21 protein-coding genes and 1 pseudogene are annotated in these 23,649 nt (G+C 64.3%); 9 read left to right on the plus strand and 13 right to left on the minus strand.

What is annotated here, in order from left to right; translation table 11 throughout:
* Positions 1-41: 41 nt before the first annotated feature.
* The 3 genes and pseudogenes from trpB to groEL form a co-directional block, all read right to left on the minus strand.
* Positions 42-1,283, minus strand: a complete 1,242-nt coding sequence (trpB, locus tag SC1_RS07070; RefSeq protein ID WP_062183733.1) for a tryptophan synthase subunit beta — start codon at positions 1,281-1,283, stop codon at positions 42-44.
* A 115-nt stretch (positions 1,284-1,398) separates the two neighbouring features.
* A complete protein-coding gene (gene folE, locus SC1_RS07075) occupies positions 1,399-1,998 on the minus strand; it encodes a GTP cyclohydrolase I FolE (protein ID WP_056350172.1) in 600 nt (199 codons plus the stop codon).
* Between the two features lie 283 nt (positions 1,999-2,281).
* Positions 2,282-2,446, minus strand: a pseudogene (gene groEL / locus SC1_RS07080) (chaperonin GroEL); the annotation flags it as partial.
* Between the two features lie 113 nt (positions 2,447-2,559).
* Here groEL and hemH point away from each other — a divergent pair.
* Positions 2,560-3,618 carry a ferrochelatase gene (hemH, locus tag SC1_RS07085; protein WP_083435722.1) on the plus strand — a complete coding sequence of 353 codons (1,059 nt, stop codon included), beginning with the start codon at positions 2,560-2,562 and terminating at the stop codon, positions 3,616-3,618.
* A 60-nt stretch (positions 3,619-3,678) separates the two neighbouring features.
* On the opposite strand, the gene SC1_RS07090 is transcribed toward hemH, so the two are convergent.
* Positions 3,679-4,233 (minus strand): fasciclin domain-containing protein, encoded by a 555-nt coding sequence (locus SC1_RS07090; RefSeq protein ID WP_171013724.1) that lies wholly within the window; start codon positions 4,231-4,233, stop codon positions 3,679-3,681.
* A gap of 218 nt (positions 4,234-4,451) precedes the next feature.
* On the opposite strand from SC1_RS07090, the gene SC1_RS07095 reads away from it, so the two are divergent.
* Both SC1_RS07095 and SC1_RS07100 read left to right on the plus strand, forming a co-directional pair.
* Complete coding sequence (locus tag SC1_RS07095) at positions 4,452-4,874, plus strand: nuclear transport factor 2 family protein (RefSeq protein ID WP_062179420.1); 423 nt, start codon at positions 4,452-4,454, stop codon at positions 4,872-4,874.
* The gene (locus SC1_RS07100; protein ID WP_056350178.1) at positions 4,871-5,209 is read left to right on the plus strand and encodes a putative quinol monooxygenase; all 339 of its coding nucleotides are present in this window, start codon (positions 4,871-4,873) and stop codon (positions 5,207-5,209) included. The genes SC1_RS07095 and SC1_RS07100 overlap by 4 nt, the downstream gene beginning before the upstream one ends.
* A 17-nt stretch (positions 5,210-5,226) precedes the next feature.
* Here SC1_RS07100 and SC1_RS07105 read toward each other — a convergent pair whose 3' ends face one another.
* From SC1_RS07105 to SC1_RS07115, 3 genes are all read right to left on the minus strand, one after another.
* Positions 5,227-6,600 (minus strand): deoxyribodipyrimidine photo-lyase, encoded by a 1,374-nt coding sequence (locus SC1_RS07105; protein ID WP_062179423.1) that lies wholly within the window; start codon positions 6,598-6,600, stop codon positions 5,227-5,229.
* A 258-nt stretch (positions 6,601-6,858) separates the two neighbouring features.
* The gene (locus SC1_RS07110) at positions 6,859-8,421 is read right to left on the minus strand and encodes a phytoene desaturase (RefSeq protein ID WP_083435723.1); all 1,563 of its coding nucleotides are present in this window, start codon (positions 8,419-8,421) and stop codon (positions 6,859-6,861) included.
* Positions 8,418-9,362, minus strand: coding sequence for an NAD(P)/FAD-dependent oxidoreductase (locus tag SC1_RS07115; protein WP_056350182.1), 945 nt, complete (start codon positions 9,360-9,362; stop codon positions 8,418-8,420). The genes SC1_RS07110 and SC1_RS07115 overlap by 4 nt, the downstream gene beginning before the upstream one ends.
* A gap of 201 nt (positions 9,363-9,563) precedes the next feature.
* Here SC1_RS07115 and SC1_RS07120 point away from each other — a divergent pair, with 201 nt between their 5' ends.
* Complete coding sequence (locus SC1_RS07120) at positions 9,564-10,151, plus strand: PAS domain-containing protein (protein WP_062179426.1); 588 nt, start codon at positions 9,564-9,566, stop codon at positions 10,149-10,151.
* A gap of 100 nt (positions 10,152-10,251) precedes the next feature.
* Positions 10,252-10,977 carry an SDR family NAD(P)-dependent oxidoreductase gene (locus tag SC1_RS07125; protein ID WP_062179430.1) on the plus strand — a complete coding sequence of 242 codons (726 nt, stop codon included), beginning with the start codon at positions 10,252-10,254 and terminating at the stop codon, positions 10,975-10,977.
* 251 nt (positions 10,978-11,228) lie between these two features.
* On the opposite strand, the gene SC1_RS07130 is transcribed toward SC1_RS07125, so the two are convergent.
* The gene (locus tag SC1_RS07130; RefSeq protein ID WP_062179432.1) at positions 11,229-13,736 is read right to left on the minus strand and encodes a PAS domain-containing sensor histidine kinase; all 2,508 of its coding nucleotides are present in this window, start codon (positions 13,734-13,736) and stop codon (positions 11,229-11,231) included.
* Between the two features lie 191 nt (positions 13,737-13,927).
* On the opposite strand from SC1_RS07130, the gene SC1_RS07135 reads away from it, so the two are divergent.
* The gene (locus tag SC1_RS07135) at positions 13,928-15,607 is read left to right on the plus strand and encodes a histidine kinase famiy protein (protein ID WP_238586606.1); all 1,680 of its coding nucleotides are present in this window, start codon (positions 13,928-13,930) and stop codon (positions 15,605-15,607) included.
* A gap of 429 nt (positions 15,608-16,036) precedes the next feature.
* Here the strand turns inward: SC1_RS07135 and SC1_RS07140 are convergent, their stop codons facing one another.
* Positions 16,037-16,483 (minus strand): carboxymuconolactone decarboxylase family protein, encoded by a 447-nt coding sequence (locus SC1_RS07140; protein WP_062179438.1) that lies wholly within the window; start codon positions 16,481-16,483, stop codon positions 16,037-16,039.
* A gap of 566 nt (positions 16,484-17,049) precedes the next feature.
* On the opposite strand from SC1_RS07140, the gene SC1_RS07145 reads away from it, so the two are divergent.
* A complete protein-coding gene (locus tag SC1_RS07145; RefSeq protein WP_058538768.1) occupies positions 17,050-17,424 on the plus strand; it encodes a glycine zipper 2TM domain-containing protein in 375 nt (124 codons plus the stop codon).
* 89 nt (positions 17,425-17,513) lie between these two features.
* Here the strand turns inward: SC1_RS07145 and SC1_RS07150 are convergent, their stop codons facing one another.
* Complete coding sequence (locus SC1_RS07150) at positions 17,514-17,795, minus strand: DUF1153 domain-containing protein (RefSeq protein ID WP_062179441.1); 282 nt, start codon at positions 17,793-17,795, stop codon at positions 17,514-17,516.
* Positions 17,796-17,967: 172 nt separating this feature from the next.
* Between SC1_RS07150 and SC1_RS07155 the strand changes: the two genes are divergently transcribed.
* Positions 17,968-18,489 (plus strand): hypothetical protein, encoded by a 522-nt coding sequence (locus SC1_RS07155; protein WP_152682326.1) that lies wholly within the window; start codon positions 17,968-17,970, stop codon positions 18,487-18,489.
* Between the two features lie 53 nt (positions 18,490-18,542).
* Here SC1_RS07155 and SC1_RS21510 read toward each other — a convergent pair whose 3' ends face one another.
* Positions 18,543-18,980 (minus strand): hypothetical protein, encoded by a 438-nt coding sequence (locus SC1_RS21510; RefSeq protein WP_083435726.1) that lies wholly within the window; start codon positions 18,978-18,980, stop codon positions 18,543-18,545.
* Positions 18,981-19,516: 536 nt separating this feature from the next.
* A complete protein-coding gene (locus SC1_RS22615; protein WP_083435727.1) occupies positions 19,517-19,681 on the minus strand; it encodes a hypothetical protein in 165 nt (54 codons plus the stop codon).
* Positions 19,682-19,990: 309 nt separating this feature from the next.
* On the opposite strand from SC1_RS22615, the gene SC1_RS07165 reads away from it, so the two are divergent.
* A complete protein-coding gene (locus tag SC1_RS07165) occupies positions 19,991-22,816 on the plus strand; it encodes a CHAT domain-containing protein (protein WP_152682328.1) in 2,826 nt (941 codons plus the stop codon).
* A 186-nt stretch (positions 22,817-23,002) separates the two neighbouring features.
* Here SC1_RS07165 and SC1_RS07170 read toward each other — a convergent pair whose 3' ends face one another.
* Positions 23,003-23,341 (minus strand): hypothetical protein, encoded by a 339-nt coding sequence (locus tag SC1_RS07170; protein ID WP_056350203.1) that lies wholly within the window; start codon positions 23,339-23,341, stop codon positions 23,003-23,005.
* Positions 23,342-23,649: the final 308 nt, after the last annotated feature.

Here is a 23,649-nt window from a genome sequence, read left to right on the forward strand (position 1 = left end):
GTCTTCGATCACACGTCCCGTGCCCCTACCTTTCGTCGCGCTCAAAGTTCCACGCCAAGATGCTGGGCCACGGAGAATATGTCCTTGTCCCCGCGTCCGCACATGTTGACGATGATGATACTATCTTTCGGCATCGCCGGCGCGATCCTGACAACCGCGGCGACGGCGTGACTGGGCTCAAGCGCCGGGATGATACCCTCTGTGCTGCAAAGTAGCTGAAAGGCGTCCAGCGCTTCGGCGTCGGTCGCGGAGGTATAGTCCACCCGTCCGATGTCCTTGAGCCATGCATGCTCGGGGCCGATGCCGGGATAATCGAGGCCAGCGCTGATCGAATGGCCTTCGACGATCTGCCCGTCGTCATCCTGCAGCAGATAGGTCTTGTTGCCGTGAAGAATGCCGGGACGCCCGCCGGCCAGTGACGCGGCGTGCGCCTCGTCGAGGCCATGCCCGGCCGCCTCGACGCCGAGCATCTTCACCATCGGGTCGTCGAGGAACGGGTGAAAGAGACCGATCGCATTCGATCCGCCGCCGATCGCGGCGACCAGGAGATCGGGCAGGCGGCCGGTACGGGCCAGCATCTGCGCCCGCGCTTCCCTGCCGATCACGCTCTGGAAATCGCGCACAAGCTCCGGATAGGGGTGGGGACCGGCTGCGGTGCCGATGATGTAGAAGGTGTCCTCGACATGGGCGACCCAGTCGCGCAGCGCCTCGTTCATCGCGTCCTTGAGGGTCGCGGCGCCGGCCGTGACGGGCACGACTTCGGCGCCCAGCAGCTTCATGCGGAAGACATTGGGCGCCTGGCGCGCGATATCGGCGGCGCCCATATAGACGACGCAGGGCAGGCCAAAGCGCGCGCAGACGGTTGCAGTAGCCACCCCGTGCTGGCCCGCGCCAGTTTCCGCGATGATGCGCCTTTTGCCCATTCGGATCGCGAGCAGGATCTGCCCGACGCAGTTGTTGATCTTGTGGGCGCCGGTGTGGTTGAGTTCGTCGCGCTTGAACCAGATTTGCGCGCCGCCGAGCGCGGACGTCAAGCGCGGCGCGAAGTATAGCGGGCTGGGACGGCCGACATAATGTTCGAGCAGATCGTCGAACTCGGCCTGGAAGGCCGGGTCCCGTTTTGCGGCTCGATATTCGCGCTCCAGATCGAGGATGAGGGGCATGAGCGTTTCGGGGACGAAGCGGCCCCCGAATTTCCCGAAATGCCCCCCGTCGTCCGGCTGCCTGCGCAAGCTGTTCGGAAGATGGCCAGGATCGTCGGAGGGTTGCGACCCCTGAGTCATGTCGGCGCAACCCCGGCAGGAAACCGGCGTGAGGCGGCGGCGCACAGGATTTCGGCGCGCGCCTCACGCAGGCAGGTAAAGCCCGCAAGACCGGTCCGGATCATCGACCGGCGCATCAATGGCCCATCAGCGCGAGCACTTCCTTGCGGCTCCGCTGGTCGTCGAGGAAGCAGCCGAGGAGCCGGCTCGTGACCATGCCGACGCCCGGCGTGCGCACGCCGCGCCCGGTCATGCAGCCATGCTGGGCGTCGATCACCACGGCGACGCCGTGCGGACGGAGATTGTCCCAGATGCATCGGGCGACCTCGGCGGTCAGCCGCTCCTGCACCTGCAGCCGGCGCGCATAGCCGTTCAGCACGCGCGCGAGCTTGGAGATGCCGACGACGCGGTCGCGGGGTAGGTAGGCGATCGACGCCTTTCCGGTGATCGGCGCCATATGATGCTCGCAATGCGACTGGAACGGGATGTCGCGCAGCAAGACGATCTCGTCATAGCCGCCGACCTCTTCGAAGGTGCGCGAGAGATGCACCGCCGGATCCTCGTCATACCCCTGGCAGTAATCCTTCCAGGCACGCGCGATGCGCTTCGGTGTGTCGAGCAGGCCTTCGCGATGAGGATCCTCGCCGACCCAGCGCAGCAGCGTCTCCACCGACGCGAGAACCTCGGGGGGTATCGCGCCGTCAACGGTGGGACTGGAAGGGGGCACGTGAAGCATGGTCCTGGCCTCCTGACGGCGAAGGGTTAGCGGTCCGGGAGGGGAGGAGAGGGAGGTGGACCGCCGGATCGGCGCATGCCCGAGCGCAGCATGGCGTCGCAACATGTCCCTTGGGGCAGATCGTCGGTTGGAAGCGCGTTGGGTGCACGGACCTCGGGTGAGCCCCGGAATGCAGAAATGCCCTTCGCTCGCTTGACGAGGCTTGGCGCGGTGCGCGGTGGTTGGGTGAATAGGGCGGGTACGGAAATGCGGGGGCGGCGGTGGCCCCGCCGCCCCCGGCCTGTCAGAAGGCCATCGCCGGCATCGGCGCGGCCTTCTCCTCCTTCGGCAGTTCGGCGACGAGCGCCTCGGTGGTTATCGGCAGCGACGCGACCGACGCGGCATCCTGCAGCGCGGTGCGAACGACCTTGGCGGGATCGATCACGCCGGCCTTGACGAGGTCCTGATACTCGCATCCAGTCTGCCCCTTGGTGCAGCTTGGCGGCGCGGGAAAAGTCGGAGACATGCGGTCAACATCGCGCGGCACGGTCGCCGCAAGGCGTCCTGTCCGCGGAGATTGCAATGAATGACGAAGGGCCTCTGCTAACGGTCAGAATCGGCGACCGTTACGAAGAAGCGGATCCCGCCCGATTGCCAACGGGTCACCCCGCCGTGCCGGTCGACCGCATCGGCGTGCTTCTCGTAAACCTCGGCACGCCCGACGCGCCGACGAGCGGTGCGGTGCGGCGCTATCTCGCGGAATTTCTCTCCGACCGGCGCGTGGTCGAACTGCCCTCGCTGATCTGGCAGCCGATCCTCCGCGGGATCGTCCTTGCCGTTCGGCCGCGGAAATCCGCGCGTGTCTACCGCGAAATCTGGACGTCAGAGGGCTCGCCGCTCGCGGCGATCACCCGCCGCCAGGCAAGGGCGCTTCAGGCTTCGCTGGGAGGTGATGCGGTGGTCGCGCATGCGATGCGCTATGGCAGCGGCTCGATCTCGGACGGCATCGACGCGCTTCTTGCGGCAGGATGTCGCCGCATTCTCGTTGCGCCTCTTTATCCTCAATATTGCGCCGCGACGACCGCAAGCGTTGGTGATGCGGTCCAGGCGCATATGGCGCGCCTGCGCTGGCAGCCGGCGCTGCGCATCCTTCCTCCTTATTATGATGACGATCGCCATGTCGAGGCGCTGGCGTCGTCGCTCGGACGTGCGATCGGCGGCCTCGCCTTTGTACCCGACACGATCGTCGCGAGCTTCCACGGCATGCCCGAGCGCACTCTGCATCTTGGCGATCCCTATCACTGCATGTGCCTCAAGACCGCGCGTCGGTTGGGCGAGGTCTTGGGGAAGAGTGTCGTTCCGAGCTTTCAGTCGCGCTTCGGCAAGGCCAAGTGGCTGACACCGGCAACCGACATGACGCTCGAAACGCTCGGGCGAGAAGGCCGGTCGGTGGTCGTGATCGCGCCGGGGTTCGCTGCAGATTGCCTCGAGACCCTCGAGGAAATCGCCATCCGCGGCCGCGAGCAGTTCCTTGCCGCCGGCGGACGCCATTTCGCTTATGTGCCCTGTCTGAATGACAGCGATGTCGGGATGGATATGCTCGCCGCGCTGATAAGGAGCGAACTTTCCGGTTGGCTTTGAGGGCTTTTGATTATCGGGGCCGCGCTGCGCCAACAAGTGTCGCGCGGCCCCGATACCGTGTCAGGCGGGAAGCAGCACGCCGTCGATGACGTGGATCACGCCGTTCGACTGAAGAACGTCGGCGGGGCCGATCTTCGCCGTGCCACCCTTGGCGTCGCTCACATACCAGCTGCCATCCTTCTCCCAGACGGTGAGCTTGGCACCCTGCACCGTGGTAAGCATGGCCTTGCCGCCATTGGCTTTGGCCTGCGCGGCAATATCGGTCGCGGTCAGGCGGCCCGGCACGACATGATAGGTAAGGATGCCCGTCAGCATCGCCTTGTTCTCGGGCTTGAGCAGCGTGTCGACGGTGCCGGCGGGAAGCTTGGCAAAGGCAGCGTTGGTGGGCGCAAAGACCGTGAACGGGCCTGCCCCCGAAAGGGTCTCGGCGAGGCCGGCGGCCTTGACCGCCGTGACGAGTGTCGTGTGGTCCTTCGAATTGGCGGCATTTTCGACGATGGTGTTGGTCTCGTACATCGCGGCGCCGCCGACCATCGGGTTCTTGGCGGCTGCAATGCCGCCGGCGAGCGCAAGCGCTGCTGCGGCGAGCGAAAGAGAGATACGGGAAATAGCCATTGGTCATTCCTTTTCGAATGTTCGTCCCGGGGGGATAGGACAGGTACGGATTTAGGCGCGCCGCTCCGCCTCGGCGACCTGTCCTTTGGGGCGGGTTATCCGGCCCGCACCCGGTGGCCCATCGCCGCTAGCGATAACGGCAGTTCTCCCTCCGATCGGCTGCAGGCAAATAGGCGGCAGGCTGGCGATCGACGCAGCCGGGCAAGAAGGGGGCATCCATGCCGTTTGAGGGATCGTTCGAAGACCGGCTGGCGCTTCGCGACCTGCTCGATGCCTACGCCGACGCGGTCAACCGTGCCGACAGCGAAGCCTGGGCGGCGACCTGGGACGAAGGCGGCCGATGGTCGCTTCCCGGGTTCGGGATCTTCGAGGGCAAGGCGAAGATCGTCGACACCTGGCGCGCGGCGATGCGCGCCTTGCCCGACATCGTCTTTCGCGCTTGGCCGGGTTCGATCGAGGTCCATGGCGAGACCGCGGCCATGCGGTCCTACACCGAGGAAATCTTCCTGCGCGACGGCGCCCTTCACCGGACCCTTGGCATCTATGACGACGTCTGCCGCCAAATTGATGGTCGGTGGCTGTTTACAGAGCGGCGGTTTCGACCGTTGCCTCAGCTTTCAGCAAGCGAGGTGCAGGCATGAAGATCCTGATCCAGGCGGTCATCGATATCGATCCCGAGACGCGCGGAGAGGCGCTGGCGGGTGCGCGCGGCTGGATCGAAGGCGCGCTCGCCCAGCCGGGCTGTCTCGCTTACGCCTGGACCCTCGATCCGCATGTGGCGACGCGCATCCACGTGTTCGAGGAATGGGACGGCGAAGCTGCGCTCGCAGCGCATCTCGCCGGGCCGCAATACAGGGGAATGCTGGGGCATATAGGCGCATTTGGCGTGCGCGCGTCGTCGAGCCGCAAATTCGCGGTGTCGCGCGAAGGCCCTGTTTACAACAGCCACGGCGTGGCAAGCGCCGCCTTCGACTAGCTTGGTGGGCCTGCTCGCTAGCTGCGCAGGGCTTCCCAAGCAGCGAGGGCCCGCGCCCTCGCCGCCTCATGACCGATCAGCGGCGCGGGATAGGCGGGCACCCGCGCATCCTGACCATGGGCGGCGGTGATCTCGGCGTCCGACAGATGCGAAAGCTCCGGAACATAAGTGCGGACATAATCGCCCATCGCGAACCGCTCGCTCTGGAGCAGCGGCGACATGATGCGCGAGAAGACCGGCGCATCGACGCCGGTGCCCGCGACATATTGCCAGTTCATTGCATTCGACCCGAGATCGGCGTCGAGCAGCGTATCCCAGAACCAGCGCTCACCGCGGCGCCAGTCGATCAGCAGATGTTTGACGAGGAAGGAGGCGGCGACCATCCGAACGCGGTTGTGCATCCAGCCCGTGTGCCAGAGCTCGCGCATGCCCGCGTCGACCACCGGGTAGCCGGTCCTTCCCCGGGTCCAGGCGGTGAAGTCCCGGTCGGCTTCGGGGCCGCTCCGCCAGCCGAAATCATCGAAGGTGGGGCGCCCGTTCCGATCGCCATAATCGGGCATCTGGTCGACGAGATTGATGCCATGTTCGCGCCAGCCAAGCTCCGACCGAAAGGTCTCGGCGCCCGCATCGTCGCGCTCGCCGAGCGCATGCCAGATCGACCGGGGGCTGATCTCGCCGAAATGAAGATGCGGCGACAGCCGCGATGTCGCGGGGAGCGAAGGAAAGTCGCGGCGGGCCTTGTAGTCGCCGGCAAGCGGCAGCCAGTCGCGCAGCGCGCGCCAGGCACCTTTCTCGCCCGGGTGCCAGTCGTCAAATCCCGAGGCCCAGTCGGGGCTGGTCGGGGTCAGACCCCAATCGGCGAGATTGTCCGACGTCGGCCAGACGTCGGGAGCCGGAATATGGTTGGGCGCGGCATAGGGAAGGGCGGGCGGCATGCGTCCCAGGAGCGCGCGATACCATGGCGTGAAGACGCGGTAGCGCGCGCCTTGCGCATTGATGATACTCTCGGGCGGCGCAAGATAATTGCCGTCATGGAGCCGCAGCGCAAGCCTGGCGTCCAGCGCGTTTTCGTAGCGCCGCCGCCAGGGCTCGTAGCAGCGGGTCGCGTGAACCCTTGTGCTCCCGGCATCCGCCGCGACGCGTTCGACTATTTCGGCGGCAGGGCCGCGGCGCAGGACGAGCCGGCTGCCGCGTTTGCGAAGGCTCGCATCGAGCGCGGCGAGGCTGTGATGGAGCCACCAGCGCTGCGCGCCGCCGATCGCGCGCGTTTCGGGGCTCTCGTCGTCCAATATGTAGAGCGGAATGACCGGACCTTCGGCGATCGCCGCGAGAAGCGCCGGATGGTCGGTGGTGCGGAGGTCCTGACGGAGCCACAAGATGGCGGGCGGCATGGCGGCGTTTACCTTTTTGGTGGGCTATGGTGCGGGCGAGCGCGGGGTTCCTCATCTGGCAGGCTCCGACCTCCGCAAAAGATGACCTTTCGGGAAGTTCAAGCCATGCAGAACCGCATTGGCGGGCGTGTATATGCGGGGATTGGGCGGTGCGACGTGGCGTCGCACCGCCCGGCGTTGAGCAATCACCGCCCCCCGCCGCGGCCAGGCGTGGGTCGCAAGGCGCTGGCCGCCGGCAGAATCGGAACGTCCGTGCGATCAGCTGGACGAGGCATCTCCTGCCGCTTCATTGGGCCCGGAGACTATCCGGTCGCGAGCGCACGGATCGCGGGCTGCCGCAGTTCTGATGCCGAAGTCGCCGAGAATGAGGCTCGCCGTCGCCTTCGCGCTTGCGACGACCCCCGGAATACCAGCGCCGGGATGCGTGCCCGCGCCGGTAAAATAGAGGTTCTCGATGCGCGCGTCGCGGTTGCGCCCACGAAAATAGGCGCTCTGCAGCAGTGTTGGCGTCAGGCTGAAGGCGCTCCCGAGATGCGCGGCGAGATCCCGCTCGAAGTTCGGCGGCGCATATTGAATTTGCGTGACGATCCGCTCGCCAAGGTCAGGAATCAAGCGCCGTTCGATCTCGGCGATGATGCGCTTCGCCAATTTCGGCCCTTCGACCTCCCAGTCGAGCGGGGCGTGGCCGCGATGGGGAACCGGAGCGAGCGCGTAGAAGCTGCTGTGACCCGCGGGGGCCACGCCCGGATCGCTTGCGCTCGGGTGATGAAGGTAAAGCGAGAAATCCTCGGCGAGCGTCCCGTTCCGGTAGATGTCGTCGAGAAGCCCGCGGTAGCGTGGACCGAACAATATCATATGGTGGGGTATCTCGGGAAAGGCGCCGCGAACCCCCAGATGGAGGACGAAGAGGCTCGGCGACCAGCTCTTGCGCGCAAGGCGCTTCGCCTCGCGCTTGCCGCGCGGATGCGCGAGCAGGTCGCGGTAGCTGTGCATGAGATCGGCGTTCGAGGCGACAAGATCGGCGCGCGCGGTAAACCCGCTCCGCGTTACGATGCCCGTCACCCGGTCGCCCTCGGTTTCGATGCGGGCAACCGGATCGCCGAGCCTCAGCGTACCGCCGAGACGCGCGAACAGCGCGGCCATGCCGGCGACTAGCCGGTTGGTGCCGCCGCGCGCATACCAGATGCCGCCATCCTGCTCGAGCTTGTGGATGAGCGCATAGATGCTGCTCGTCGCCATCGGGTTGCCTCCGACGAGCAGGGTATGGAAGGAGAGCGCCTCGCGCAGCTTCTCGCTCCGAACATAGCTCGCGACGGTTTTATAGACCGAGCGCCAGGCACGGTGCCGCAAAAGAGCGGGCGCCGCCTTCAGCATCGAGCGGAAATCGAGGAAGGGCACGGCGCCGAGCTTCACATAGCCTTCCTCGTAAACCGACGCGGAATAGCTGAGAAAGCGCTCATATCCCGCCACGTCGGCGGGATCGAGCGCGGCGATCTGACGGGCGAGCGCCTCCTTGTCATTGCCATAATCGAAGGTCGATCCGTCGGGCCAGCTCAGCCGGTAAAAGGGCGACACCGGGACGAGGTCGACATCGCGCTCGAGCCGCTGGCCGCTGAGCTCCCAGAGCTCGGCGAGGCAGGCCGGGTCGGTGATCACCGTCGGCCCGGCATCGAAGGTGAAACCATCCTTCTCAAAGACATAGGCGCGGCCGCCCGGCCGGTCGCGCGCTTCGACGAGCAGCGTATCGAGGCCCGCCGACTGGAGACGGATGGCCAGCGCAAGGCCGCCGATGCCGGCTCCGATCACGATCGCGCGCGTCATCGCGGCGCCTCTGCCGCAATCGCCGCGCCGAGTACATGGCCCGACAGCCACGCATATTCGGCAAAGCCGTGATAGAGCCAGTCTCCGCAAGCGCCGAGGCCTATGGCAGGGTTCCAGAGCAGCTTCAGATCCTGTCCCGAGGGCTGCGAGAATAGCCAGCGATGGGCGGCGATATGGCTCGGGGCGGGCAGGTCGCGGCCCGCGACCTTTCCCAGCTCGGCGAGAAGCGCTGGCGCCACGCTCGCGCTGTCGGAGGCGAGGTGCGTCTGCGACCAGGTCCAGTCGGCTTGCACGACCCACCGCTCGCCCGGCGCGCGGCCGGGCTTCGCGCTGTCGCGCGCAGCGGTCACGATGGCACCCGAGCCGCGGAGGAAATCGGGGAGCTCCTCGATCCGCTCCTCAAAGGCGAACATCGCGGTCCAGCATGGGTTATAGCGCGCCGCCATTGCGGCGCGCGCCATCTCGAAATCATGCAGCGACAGAAGCGGAGCCGCCTGTTCGGCCGGAATGGCGATTACTGCCGCATCATATTTGCCGAGCCGTTTTGCCTCGCTGTGTAGCGTCCAGCCGGCACGCGATTTGGTCAGGGCCGTGACCGGTCGCGACAGGCGGACATCGAGATCGCTCGCGAGCGATTTCAGCGGCGCGGTCATTGTCGGCGTGCCGACCCAGCTGTCCGCGCCCGCGGCCGGCCAACGCGCCGCGAGACCTGCCTTCTCCCAAGCAGCGAGCAGCCTGGTAAAGCCTTCCGAGCGCGCCGTGAAATGCGTGGCGCCATGATCGAATGCGACCCCCGGAGTGCCCGTATCCGCGCGGCGGGTCGCGAGGCGGCCGCCGAGGCCGCGGGATTTGTCAAAGAGTGTCGCCTCAATCCCGGCGTCGTGCAGCCGCCGTGCACAGGCGAGCCCCGCAATGCCGGCTCCGATGATCGCGACCCGCATCAGACCATGGCCTCGCGGTCACCAAGGGGGCTCGCACAATGTCCTACGCCCGCCCGTAGGCATGACTGTGCCGTCAATCTGCTGGGCGTCATACGTAATTTTTCCGGTTCGTCGCAATTGTCATCGACGCAGGCTTGCATGAGCGAGGGGAAGTGTCGCAACATGTCCCTTGGGGCACCCAGGGGAGAGCAGGCAGATACTATGTCATTGAAGACAATGATCGCGGCCAGCCCGATCGCCGCGGTGATCAGCGACCCGCGTCTGCCTGACAATCCGATCGTCGAGTGCAACGCTGCCTTCTCGGCGCTCACCGGCTATGGGTCGGACGAAATTCTTGGACGCAATTGCCGCTTTCTCGCCGGGCAGGGCACCGAGCCCGAACTGACCGAGACCTTGCGCGCCGCCATCCGGGAGCAGAGGCCGGCGCTCGTCGAGATCCTCAACTACCGGAAAGACGGAACGCCCTTCCGCAATGCCGTGCTGGTCGCGCCAATCTTTGGCCCCGGCGGCACTCTCGAATATTTTCTCGGCTCGCAAATCGAGGTCGACGAGACCGGCGAGGCGGTTGGAGGACGGAGCACGCGAGCGCGCGCCCATATTGAGGCGCTCTCGCCGAGGCAGCGCGAGGTGTTGAAGCTGATGGCGAGCGGACAGCTCAACAAGCAGATTGCCTTCACGCTGTCGCTGTCGGAGCGGACGATCAAGATGCACCGCGCTGCGCTGCTGCGCGCGCTCGGCGTCGAGACCACGGCCGATGCGATCCGGCTCGCGGTCGAGGCCGGCTTCTAGGCACCGCTCCAGCTTCCCTTTGAGGCATATGGGATATCGCGCCGCCGCCGTTTAAGCTTCAGGCAGCCGGACCGGCTTTGTGGCCGTGAGGAGCAGGCATTTGAACGGCAAGCGCGCCTTGGTGATCGGAAGTGGCGGCGGTATCGGCGCCGCGCTTGTCGAGCAACTTGTCGCATCGGGCCGATTTGACCGCATCTATGCCGGGACCAGGCGGCCCGATGCTTCGCGTCATCCCGATGTGACAACGCTGACGATCGACATATTGGACGACGGCACGCTTGCCGAGGCAGGTCGCCAAATTGCCCAGGATGGCGCGCTCGACTTGTTGATCGTGGCGACGGGGCTGCTGCATCGCGGGGCTGAGATCCGTCCTGAAAAGAGCCTTCGGCAGCTCGATGCATCGGTTATGGCCGAAGTATTCGCGGTCAACAGCATCGGGCCCGCGCTCGCCGCAAAGCATTTTCTTCCACTGCTCGGCCGAAGACACCGGGCCGTCGCCATATTTCTTTCTGCTCGCGTTGGTTCGATTGCGGATAACAGACTTGGCGGATGGCACAGCTACCGCGCTTCCAAGGCGGCGCTCAATGCTCTGGTGCGATGCTTCGCGATAGAGCTCGGCCGCAGCAATCCGGAAGCGATAGTCGCGGCACTGCACCCCGGAACAGTCGACACGCCGCTCTCGGAGCCGTTTCAGGCGCGAGTAGCTGAATCATCGCTCTTTAGTGCGAATAATAGCGCGATGCACATTCTAGGCGTCATCGATCAGCTATCGTCAACGGATAGCGGCGGGTTCTACGGCTGGGATAGAAGGCCTATCCCGTATTGACGAGCCAGCAGGCGCTTCAAGAGGCTCCGCCTCTTTGCCTGTCCGCTTTAGCGAATATTGTGCCAGAAGCAGACCGACGGCAAGCGGCCAAGCGGCGCCGCAAGAAACGCAGTTCGTTCGATGACAGCGAAATGCCGTCGCGCTATATCTGGAAAATCGGAGGCGGCGAGCAGCGCAGCTTATAGCGCACCGTTACACAGCGGCATCAAAACAGCGTTGCGACTGGGCGAGCAACACGTGTGCATGCCAATTCAAACCATGATTTCGCGTATCCGGTGCGCGAGCGCGTCCATCGCAAAAGGCTTGGTAATGAGCGCCATGTTAGGCGCGAGCCTCCCGCTTCCGATGACAGCATTCTCCGCATAGCCCGTGATGAAAAGAATTTTCAGGCTAGGGCAAAGGCTGAGAGCGGCATCGGCTATCTGCCGTCCGTTCATGCCGCCGGGTAGACCGACGTCGGTGATCAGAAGATCGATGACCTCCTTTGCCTGCAGGACCCGCATCGCGCTCGGCCCGTCGAACGCCTCGAGAACCTGATAGCCCAATTCCTCGGCCACTTCGGCGACGAGCATGCGGATCGTCGGCTCGTCGTCGACGACCAGCACATTGCCGCGTGCCGGCCCGGGGCCATCGATCGACGTTGGCGCGGGCGGATCGGGATCGACCGTGTCGGGCTCCTCAGCGCTCAGGTAGCGCGGGAGATAGATGCACATGGTCGTTCCCATCCCGACCTCGCTGTAGATACGAACCTGTCCCCCCGATTGACGAGCAAACCCGTAAATCATCGACAGGCCGAGGCCTGTTCCTTCGCCAAGTGGCTTGGTCGTGAAGAATGGATCGAAAGCGCGCGCGGCGACCTCGTCGGTCATGCCCGTCCCGGTGTCGGTCACGCAGAGGGACACATATTGGCCGGGTTCGAGATCGCGCTCCCTTGCGCCGCGTCCGTCGAGCCATTTGTTGGCTGTCTCGATCGTGATCCGTCCGCCCTCGGGCATCGCGTCGCGCGCGTTGATGCACAGGTTGAGAATAGCGTTCTCGAGCTGATTGGTGTCCACCAGCGTCGACCACAATCCCGCCTTGCCCACCGTCTCCACCGTGATCGAGGGGCCAACCGTTCGGCGCACCAATTCCTCGATGTCGAAGATCAACCGGTTCACGTCGCACGGCTTGGGATCGAGCGTCTGACGGCGCGAGAAGGCGAGAAGGCGGTGCGTGAGCGCAGCGGCGCGCCGGACCGCGCCCTGCGCGGCGACCGAATATTTGTCGATCTCGGCGACGCGCCCCTGAGCGATGCGGATCTGCATCATTTCGAGCGACCCCGAAATGCCGGTCAGCAGATTATTGAAGTCATGCGCGATGCCGCCTGTGAGTTGGCCGACAGCTTCCATCTTCTGCGATTGCCTGAGCGCCTCTTCGGCACGATCGCGCTCGGCGGCAGTCTCTCTGACCTCTTCAACCAGCCGCATGCGCTCCTGCTGAAGCCGGCGCTCTACCGCTTTGCGAGCCGATACATCAAGCATTGCGCCCACCATCCGGATCGGCGCGCCATCCTCACCGCGAATGACATAGCCCCTGTCGAGAATGTCGGCGTAGCTGCCGTCCGCACGGCGAAAGCGATACTCGTCAGTCCAATCGCTCGCGCCTCCGTCGATCACATGATGGATACTCGCATCGATCCGCGCGCGGTCTTCAGCGTGGATCTGCGCAAGCCACCATTCGCCGGTCGGCACAACGTCGTCGGGCCTGTGACCGTAAGCGCTTTCGAGAGCGGCATTCCACGTCACATGATTGGTGCGAAAATCCCAGTCCCAGATCGCATCGTTCGTGGCGCGTCCCGCGAGACGAAGGCGCTCCTCGACCTCGCGCAGCTTGGCGCTGGCCTCGCGGTCGCGCGTAACGTCTTGCACGGTGCCGATGAGCCGAACAGGCTCTCGGCCGTCGAAAAATGCGAGGCCTTGCGCACGAATGTGACGAAGAACCCCGTCTTCGATGCCGACCGTGCGGTACTCGACATCGAACCGGTGACTTCCATCGGGATCGAGAGCCGCAGCGACGGCGCGGTTTGCGCGCTCGCGATCATCGGGGTGAAGGCCGGCGAGAAATGCGCTTTCGTAGCTGACCGGAACTCCCGGTGACATCCCGAAGAGTGCACGGCACCGGTCATCCCAGGATAGACTCATCTCGCGCGGGCGATAATCATAACGACCAAGCTCGGCGGCGCGTGTCGCGAGCTCGAGTTCTTCGCGACTGGCCTTGAGCGCCGCGTCGCTGCGCGCACGATCGACCGCCTCGCGAATGCGAAGCGCGACATCCTCGACGAGCGCGATTTCGCCCGTCGTCCATGCGTGCGGCGCGTCCTTTTCGACGTAAAGCACCGATTCCAGCACGCCTTCGCGTGTCATGGGACAGAGAATCTGTGCCGCAATGTCGTGCCGCGAATGGTCATCGGATTTGTGTCCTGTCGTGACTACGGTGTCACCTTGGGCGAGCTCGCCGTTCGTCGCCCCCTGCAATCGTGAAACCTCGCCGCTGCGCGACGCGCCGTCTTTCGTCCATTCAGACGCGATTCTCATGCCGGCCTCGCCGGCGTTCGAAGCGAATCCGCACCGTGTCGCGCCGAGATGAGTGCCGAGCCGCGTGGCCGCTGCCGCGAGGATCGCCACGGGGTCCGCGAGATCGCGCAGCTCTGTAAGCAGGGCGAGTTGAAATGCCTGACGCTCGAGCAATTCCTCGCGGCTTAGCTGATCGGACCGTGGCATGCGTCTCCCGTTCGCATGGGACGATCCGCCACCTTGGCCGACCCTTGACAATTTCCCCGCGGATGAACGTCATAGGGACGATTTCGTTCCGGCAAGAGCCACGCTACGGTGCAACAAAATCGGCACGGGGGCGTATGGGTATCACGATGTTAGCCGCCCGGTAAGCGGGCGAGATGGAGGCTGTTGACCGCGTGACAGATCATGAGGAGCTCGACGCCGGAGCGAGCGGGACCGAACCTTCGGCTGGGGCCACTCTTGGCGATCATCGACGCGAAACCACGCTGACCCATTCAGGCCTCGACGAGCGAAGCAATATCTTCTTCGCCGCGATCGAGATGACCAGGATGCCGATGATCCTGACCGATCCGAACATTGCCGATAATCCGATCGTCTTCGCGAACAAGGCCTTCCTCGATCTGACCGGCTATGAAGAGACCGAGGTTCTCGGGCGGAACTGCCGTTTCCTGCAAGGGCCGCAAACCGATCGCGAGCTTGTCGCGGACCTCCGGTCTGCAGTCGCGAACCGCCAATCGATCGCCCTCGAGATATTGAACTACAAGCGCGATGGGACGCCGTTCTGGAATGCGGTCTTTATCGGACCGGTTTATGACACTGGCGGCAAGCTTCTGCATTTCTTCGCAAGCCAGCTCGATGTGACGCGGCGGCGAGAGAGCGAACAGGCGTCGCAGCAGGCCCAAAAGATGGAGGCAATCGGTCAGCTCACCGCCGGGCTCGCGCATGATTTCAACAATCTGCTTCAGGTCGTGAACGGCAACCTCGAATTGCTCGGGAGCCGTATCGAGGATGCAAAGCAGCGAGGCTATCTGGCACGCGCGCGGGGCGCAGCGGAGCGTGGCGCCAAGCTCACGGGCCAGCTCCTCGCGTTTGCGCGCAAGACGAGGCTGACGCCCAGGGCTGTCGATGTGAACGATTGCATCAATGGCTTCGCCGACATGCTTGAGGCTTCGCTCGGCGGCCGCATCGAACTGCACCTGTCGCTCCGGCGCGGCCTTCCAAAGGCGGTCGTCGATCCCGAGCAGCTCGAAATGGCGATCCTCAATATTGCGCTAAACGCGCGCGACGCGATGCCGGGAGGTGGCGTCCTGACGATTGCAACGGCGAAGGTCCATCTGAACGGCGATGCACCGGCCCGGGGACTTTCTCCGGGTGACTATATCTCGGTCGAGCTAGTCGACGAGGGCGAAGGCATGGCGCAGCATGTGATCGCGCGGGCGGTGGAGCCGTTTTTCACGACCAAGGCTACCGGGAAGGGGACAGGGCTGGGCCTCGCGATGGCGAGCGGCTTCGTCCTGCAATCGCGGGGGCGGCTCGAAATCGAGAGCGAGGTCGGCAAGGGCACCACCGTACGCATTCTTTTCCCGGTCTCCACATCTGACGAACCCGATGTGCCGGTTGTGGGTCCAAAAAAGTCTGTCGAACGCGGCGAGGCCCATATTCTCCTGGTCGAAGACGATGCCGAAGTCCGCGCGCTGGCGCGCGAAAATCTCGAGGACGCTGGTTATCGCGTAACGGTCGCCGAGAATGGTGACGCGGGTCTCGTGGCGCTTGAGCACCTGCTTGCCACCGACATGGTGGATCTAGTCTTCACCGACCTGGTGATGCCCGGAAACCTGGATGGCATTGCGCTCGCGGAAGCAGTCCGGCGGCTCGCACCTCAAGTGCCCGTGTTGATGACCACGGGCTATAACGAGGACTTAGTCGTCGAAGGACCACTTCGCAGCGAGCGTGACGTGCTTGGCAAACCCTATCGCCGGGCCGACCTGCTCGATCGCATCGCACAGGCGCTGGCGCACAGGGATGAAAATTCTGCTCGGCGACGCCCGTCTGACTTCGGTGCTGCCGAGGAATGATCGTTTCAATCGCCCGGTGGGAAAACGGCCTGTTGCACTTCAGAAACCAAGCCCCCGGTCTCGGTCAATGCCTCAACGGCTGACGTTGCGACCTCGCACCCAAGCGCACTTGCAGTGTCGCACCTGTAAATTGTCCAGACCGCGGGACCGTGGCTGACCATTCTCGCCAACGAAGCCGGAGCTGCAATCTGCCGCAACGGACCTAATGGCAGCTCCTTGCATTCTGATGCCATCAGCAGACTGTCTCCGGTCGGCCACAACGAACGATTTGCCGAAAAAGAACACCCGCCCGATCGAAATCGGACGGGCGTAAGATAAAGAGCTGAGTTTCCTGAAAGGAAGAGCTCTCTTGGGTCGCATGGCGCGCCTAGCTTCGCTGGTAGACCTGATATTGTACCGCGACGCCAAAAAGGGAGCAGCTCTCGCGCCTCAGGGCTTGACCGCAACCGGAAGACGGAATGGTGCGCCAAGCCTGTTGAAGGCGTTCATCGCCGCGATCGCGATCGTCAGGTCCACGAGGTCTTTCGGCTCGAATGCCTCGGCTGCTGCTGAATAGGCCTCGTCGGAAGCGTGGGTCTCGCTGACACGCGTGACTTCCTCCGCCCAGGCCAAAGCCGCGCGATATTGGTCTGGGAACAGATGCGGGACTTCATGCCACACCGGAAGCAGCGCGATCTTGTCGATCGGCATGGTCTTGAGAAGGTCCCGGGTATGCAGATCGATGCAGTGAGCGCATCCGTTGATCTGCGAGACGCGGAGGAAGACGAGGTGAATCAGTTCTTCAGGCAGGCCCGTGCTGGTGGTGACATAATGGTGCACACCGTAGAGCGCCTTCGCTCCAGCGGGAGCCACTTCGGACCAATTCAACCGGTTCATCTGATCTTCCTTTCTTCCTGAGCCAAAATCGGCGTCACCATGCCTGACGAGCGGGATTCTTCCGCTGTGACATCCCGCGCAAAAAATGCCGGTGGACCGAATGCTGTCGAATGGGATCGGAAGAAAGGTCCGAGATTGATCTAGCGCAGTGTACCGATCAGGCCGCGCCAAGAAACGAGGGGCCACGGCATTGTCGTACTGCGACGGAATGTCCGCATATCTGGAATTGGAGTTGAAAGCCGCCCGACCCAATCGGCCATTCCAATCGCCAACCGGCAAGCGCCAAAAAAGACGCCCGCGCGGCCGAAACCGTGCGGGCGTCAGATGAAGATCTCGGTTTCCTGAAAGGACGAGGTCTCCTGGGTCGCACGGCGCAGATAATGTCGAGGGCCGGGTAATTATTGTACCGCTGCGCCAAAAGAGCTGCCCTGGCGCGCATTGGACGTCGACCACCGGTTGCTTCAGATAGGAATCGTTCGGTAGGCAATCGGCCGCTCATGCGGTTTGTTCAGCCGGTGTTCGGCTGCGCGCCGCTACGTCCGGTGCCTGATTGAAGGAGACGGGTCATGAAAAAATATATCGCCGCTGCGGTCCTCGCTGCGCTCGCCGTTCCCGCCGGCCCGGCGCTGGCGGATCCGCCGCCCTGGGCGCCGGCGCACGGCAAGCGCGCCAAGGATCGTGGCCTCTATGACGGATATGGGCGCTATTACGAGCCTCGCCGCATTTCGCACAATGATCGCATTTGGCGGAGCAAGGATGGCCGCTACCACTGCCGCCGCGAGAATGGCACGACCGGATTGATCATTGGCGCCGCCGTCGGTGCGCTCGTCGGGCGCGAACTCGATGGCGGGCGTGATCGCACGGTCGGCACGATCATCGGCGCGGCCGGCGGCGGGCTGCTCGGGCGGGCTATCGATCGCGGCGAATTGAAATGCCGCTGATGTGAAAGGACGGCGCGAGAGGGACCAGTCTGCTCGCGCCGTCCCCTTGGACACCGCACGCAGTGGGGGTGCGGGCGGTGGCGAAGAATCTATCCGACAGTCTGATGCCGCGGGCGAGGTGCCTTCGTCACGCGCAGACCGGCTATGCCCGCGCGGTCGATAGTGCGGCGCCACGATTCCAGCTCTTCGCCGCTGAGGCGGTATCTTGCGCAGGCGTCGGCCAGCCCGATCAGTCCGCCATCGATCGCGGCAAGCAACTCCGCCTTGCGGCGCGCGACCCAATAGCCTGCCGTCGATGAAGGCAGATCGTCGATTGTCAGCGGCCCCACCGGCCCGGCGACCGATGTCGGCCTCGTCGTAAATTCGAGCACTGCGAACTCTCCATTCGCTCGGCTGCTGCCGTATGAGTGCCCCCCGCGGCAAAAATGCGGTTTCGAGGTTAACAAAAGGTTGCGGAGGAGCATTGGATGCGGCCAACCGTTCGCCGCTCATGGGAGGCGACGGGCCAAATTGTGTGTCGAAGGAAGCGCTGCGACCCTTTCAATGATCGCCGCTATTGCCAGGCTGGGCGGAATGCTGCAGCCTCAATCCTGTAACGGGGGAAAACAGATGCGAACTGCGAATATGATGGTGGCGTTGGCGCTGATGGCAGTACCGGCGCAGGCTCAGACGGTGCCTGACTTGCCGGCAAATCCGGTCAAGGCGATCGATGGCGAATGGTACGGCGTTGACCACAAGATCAAGCTGTCAGTGGCAAATGGCGTTGTGACTATCGTGGAGAACGACACCGCTGATCCCTACCTCAAGAAGATCGCGGCACCTGCTGGAACCGTCATCGCTCGCATCACGGGCGTGGAATCGACTGGACCCAAGTCGGCACGGTTCGTCGGACAATGCCTGGAATTGATCGACACCTCGCGGTCGGACACCATAGCTTGTCCTGGCCACGCTTTCGTGCAGTCGGCAGCCTACGGCGGCAAGCCGGGATTGACGATCAATTTCTGGACCGCCGCTTTCCTTCGCAAGGGCAATATTCCCGAGTATCAATGGCAATATCGCAAGTGAGCGATGAAGGAAGCGAAGGCTAGTCGCTGCGCAGCAAAACGATAGCGCTCACGTCAAATCCGGCCTGATTTTTTTGCACGGGAGTTCTCGCCGCAAAACAGGCGAATCAGCTTGCTCCAATGAAAGGTTTCCGATCTTTTTGTTCTGTCGGCCCGCGATGCGAGAAGCGGGCGCGGGTGAGGGAACCAGGGCAGTACGATCATGGGGGATCGGTGATGAGAATGGATGCGCCGCAGCCGGGCGGGAAAAAGGCTCACCTTGTGAGGCATCAGGCGAAGCGAGGCGCGACCCATTGCCGGCATGTCATCGCCGGGTTCCTCCTCGCGGTCATCGGCCCTTCCGTGGCAGTCGGTGCTTCCGTGCCTCCAGCCGTTGACGGCAGCCAGGCCGACAGGGATGCCGCCGCCGCTCGGATCGCAGCGCAAGCGATCGACGCGGGTCACCCCGCCGAAGCGGCGGGCATCCTCGAAACGCTGGTGGCCCCGCGCCATCATATGCTCGCGATCCTGCCTGAGTGGCATCGCGATCTGGCACGCGCTTACGTCGCGCTCGGCTTGCCCGATGGTGCCGAGGGGCAGTATCGGCTAGCATTGGCAGGGGCTTCTGATGACGAAGCCAGGGCGCTCGGCAAAGAGCTTGAAGCGCTTCTTGCGAAAGCTGGGGTTGCCGTTGCCGTGCCGGACACACTGGGTCCGAACGGCGCCAAATATTTCGATCTCCATTGGGTCGACCGCGGCAACGCGACGCTCGATTTCGCGGCCGCCTTCACGCTGCCGCAGGATGATGCCGACGGCGCGGCGTTTACGACGGCGACCTATCGTGCCGACTGCCTTACGCTCAAGTCGCAGCTGCTCGGGGGCGCCGCCTTCTCGAGTTCAGGCGCGAAGCTGCGGTCGTTCGGCGAGGGTGAGGCCGCGAAGCCGGCTAACGACCTTGCAGACCATAGTCTGAGAATGATCTGCCGTCGCGATCCAGCCCGGCAGGTGAAGCATGTGGCCGCAATCGACGGCCGCACGCTGCTCGCGCGCTACCGCGCGCAACGCGCGCAGCGGACCGCTTGGGCGCCATCCGGCAGCGAGAGCGGCGCCCACGAGGCCGTCTGCCGCGCGCATGTGGAAATGTTCGTCGGCCAGCTCGCCGCCGAGGGACAGGTATCGGGGCCGAGCTGGCAGGTGCGCGACTGGTGGAACATCCGGACGGAGGATTTCTCCGAGGAACGCCGCGCCGCGGCCACGTCGGCGGTCACGGCGCTCGCTCGCGCCGATCCGGGCGCCGCACGCGCTTTCCAGCAGGCCTGCGTGCAAGAAGCGCTGACGGGCGGAGCCGTACCCGGAATGTAGCCGTCTGCCGCTGCCTAGCTTGCACATATCGGTTGCGGGTGTTCGAAAAACTGCTTTGGCGCCCGAGGCGGCGATCGCGAGGCCGGTAAGGCGCAGCGATCTTGCTTGCGTCCTCCGCGCGCCGCGGTAGGTCGGTCAGGGGTCGCGCTAGGGCAGGGGGCGTGCAATTGATCCGGTGCAAATCATGGTTGCTCTTCGCGGCGCTTGCCTTGGCCGCGCCCGAGGTTTCCGCCAAGCTGTCCGTCGACCCCGTTCCCGCGAGTGCCGAGCTGAACGATGCGCTCGCCGCCAAACGCTATGACGAGGCGATGACTTTGGCACGCCGCGAGCATGAAGCTTGCGTCGCGGGCAAAGGGTCCGATCCTTGCGTCGGACTGCTCGCCTTGCAAAGCGATGCGCTGACCGCCTGGGCGGTGGATCATGGTGATTTCGATCGCGACGAAAAGGGCGAAGGTATGGCCCTTCGCACCGCGCGCCTCCTTCACGCCCAGGTGAACAGGCTAAAGGGCTTCGATGGGCCGATCTTCGCGTCGGCGTTCGGCAACCTCGGCGAGATGCTGACGCTCTACGGCCGGCCGGTGGAAGGCGAGCAGTTTTTGCGGGACGGGCTGCGATACAACATCGTGCGGGCAATGGAGTTCCAGGGAACCGAGCGGCTCTCCGATGCGGCGCTCCGCATGTCGCTCCTGCGGCTGACCCGCAACCTTGCGCTGCAGGGCCGCAATGAGGAGGCGCGCGGTTATCTCGCCGCCGCCGACAGCCTGCTCTCGACGTTGGCAATGATGGGCTCCCCCGAAGCTAAACGCGCGCTCCCCGATTTTCTGGCGGTTGCGGCGTTGGTGCCGGGCGAAGCGGCCGGTGGCGCTGCGGATTATGTCGAGGCGGCGGCCGGGTATGAATGGGAACGCGAGCATAACGGCGAGGGATGGGACCCCGATGACTGGGCGGCAGTCCGGGGTCGCCTCGCCCGCGACGAGATCGCTTTTCTCGCGCGGAGCGGGAACATGGCAAAGGCGGTGGCGCGCTTCGATGCCGAGCCGGACCTGCTCCGCGGCGGGCGGGGCGCGTCGCGTCTCGAATTTCTGACCCGGCTCGGCGCTGCGCTCGTCGCTGAGGGGCGCGCTAACGAAGGCGCCCCGATTCTCGCCGAGGCAATGCCGGTCGTCGATACGACCTGGGACAGGAGCGACGACCGGCGCATCGATGCGCATGCGGCGCGCGGCGCTGCCATCCTCGCACTCGATCCGGCGCAGCGCGCCGATGCCGCGGCCGAATATCGGCAGGCCGTCTCAGGCGCGGTGGCGCGGGTCGAGGCGGCCGACACAACCGAGGGGCTTGTGCGCGCCGTCCGGCGCTACCGTCCCGTCTTTGAGGGACTGCTCGGCGCCCTTCTTCCCGAAGCGGCGAGCTCGCTCACGCGCGGAGAAGCGTTCGAGGCGGCCCAATGGTCGTCGATCGGCGAGACCGCGGCGACACTCGCCAAGGTTTCGGCACGCACATCGCGCAGCGACGGCCCGGTCGCGGAAAGGGAGCGGTTCCGCGAGGAGGTGCGCGCGAGCGTTGCGTCGCTCAACCGCGAGATCGCGCAATGGCTATCGGTTCCCGGCAGCCCCGATACCGATCGCGAGTTGCTCGGAAGATTCTATTTGCGCGACGTTGATGCCGTGATGGACGAGATGTCGACCGAGGAGATCGCCGCGATCGACCCCGCCTATGATCAGCTCGTCAAGCCTCGGCCGATCGCCGCCGAACGGGTGCAGGCGCTGCTCGACAAGGACGAGGCCGTTCTCTTCTTCCTTTCTGACGAGCGGGGCACGTCGGTCTTTGTTCTGACGCTCTCGGGATTTACATGGCATCGTTCGACCCTGACCCGCGATGCCTTGGCGAAGAGCGTTGAGCGGCTGCGCGGTCAGATCAAGCGCGACCTTCGCGAGCGCTGGGCCGGGAGCGTCGACAATTTCGACGAGCAGCTTGCGCGCAATCTGTATCAGGAGCTCATTGCGCCCATCGAAACGTCCCTCGGCGGCGCAACACGTCTGATGACCGTGACGCCAGGTCCGCTGAGCAGCCTGCCGTTGACCTTGCTCGTCACAGCCGGCGCCGACACGCAGAAGCCGCAATTTCTGATTGATCGTTACGAGATTTCGACGCTGCCGTCGGTTTCAAGCCTTTACTCGTTGCGTTGCCTGCTTCGGCCTGCGGGTGATCGCCCGGCCGGTTGCGGCCCTGGACCCGGACGCAATCGTCCGTCATCGCAGACGATCCTGTTCGCTGCGGGCGATCCGGCGCTCAAGGGTCATCCAGGCGACGACCGGGGTATCGTGGAATATTCGGAACTGTTCCAGCGTGGCATAGCGGACCCGGCCCGGATCATGGCGATGCCTTCGCTTCCAGGCACGCGCCGCGAGATCGAGGGCGTGCGATCGATGTTCGATCCTGGACAGACTGTTGCTCTTATGGGCTCCGCGGCGACCGAGGGATCGGTCAAGTCGAATCCCGGGCTGGCCAATGCACGCTATGTCCTTTTTTCGACGCACGGTCTGCTGGCGAGCGAGACGGGGCTCGATGGCGAGCCGGGTCTCGTCTTCACGCCGCCATTAGCGGGGGCGCAGTCCGACAGGGACGATGGTCTTCTCACCGCCTCGGAAGCCGCGCAACTGAAGCTCGCAGCGGATATCGTCGTACTGTCGGCGTGCAACACGGCAAGTTCGAACGGCAGCGCCGAAGCGGACGGGCTGTCGGGCTTGGCGCAGTCTTTCTTTTATGCTGGCGCGGGTTCGCTTCTGGTGTCGCACTGGCCGCTCGACGATGAGGCCGGGGCCGAAATCGTCACGCATCTCTTTGCAGGCATCGAAAAGCATCCCGGCGCTCCGGGGGCTGCGTTCCGGCAGGCGATACTGGCGCTTCGCGCAAAAGACGATACCTCGTCTCCGGCGGTTTGGGCGCCGCTCGTGTTTGTCGGGACCACCGACCGGGGCGTGCGGTAGCGGGAGTTCGGGTGCTCGCAGTGCGTTATGAGTTCAGGTCGCCCTCCAAACGTCCGCTGAGAGCAAATTTGGTCTTGAATCCGCCCGTCTGCTACCGGCCAGGTCAAGCGTCGGCGCTGGCTCGCAGCGAACAGGTGGCTGAATGGGATGGCAAGCGGATGCAACAGTCGGCTGCTCAAGAGCGAGTTAGTCTCGTTCCAGAAAAATAGCCTCCGGTATCTCTTGGGCCGGCCACAGAGCGCCATAACTAATCATATTCATCAGAGCGATCTGGTCTTGGTCGAAATGGAACGAGTAATAAGCGTGGACCGTGACGAACGGATTGCACTCATTCTCGGGCGTGGCTTCAATCCCTCGTGCGCGCGCGATCACCAGATCGCCCACTGGCGTGGCTTCCAGCAGTTGGAACGGTTGCGGAGCGGGCCACCGAAAACTGGCCCGTCGCATGCTCTCGGTCGAGCGCTCGATTTCTTCGAACGACCCCGCTTGACCGATCTTCTCAAAAAACCTTTCGACGAGTCTCAAACGTTTTTCTTGCGCCTGCCTATCAAATACAGGGTCTGGGCGAGGCGATGATATCTGACAAGACATTGCCGTTCCCGGCATAAACGTGGCGCACGCCACCGCTGTGATTGCCTTCCGCCTCCCGATCATCGGTCGCTCCCCAAACATATAGTGGAGGATACATACAAAGCCGGTGTCCGCAATCGGTCGCTTCCGGTCGTGGCTATCCGGCGCGCCGCGGATGTCCGCCTCTCTCGGTCTCCCGCCAAAACCGGACCGTTCTTAAATGGCTACAAGCGGTTAACGCGCCAAAGAGCGCTTGCTGATTG

The sequence above is a fragment of the Sphingopyxis sp. C-1 genome (genome assembly GCF_001047015.1).
Classification (GTDB): domain Bacteria; phylum Pseudomonadota; class Alphaproteobacteria; order Sphingomonadales; family Sphingomonadaceae; genus Sphingopyxis.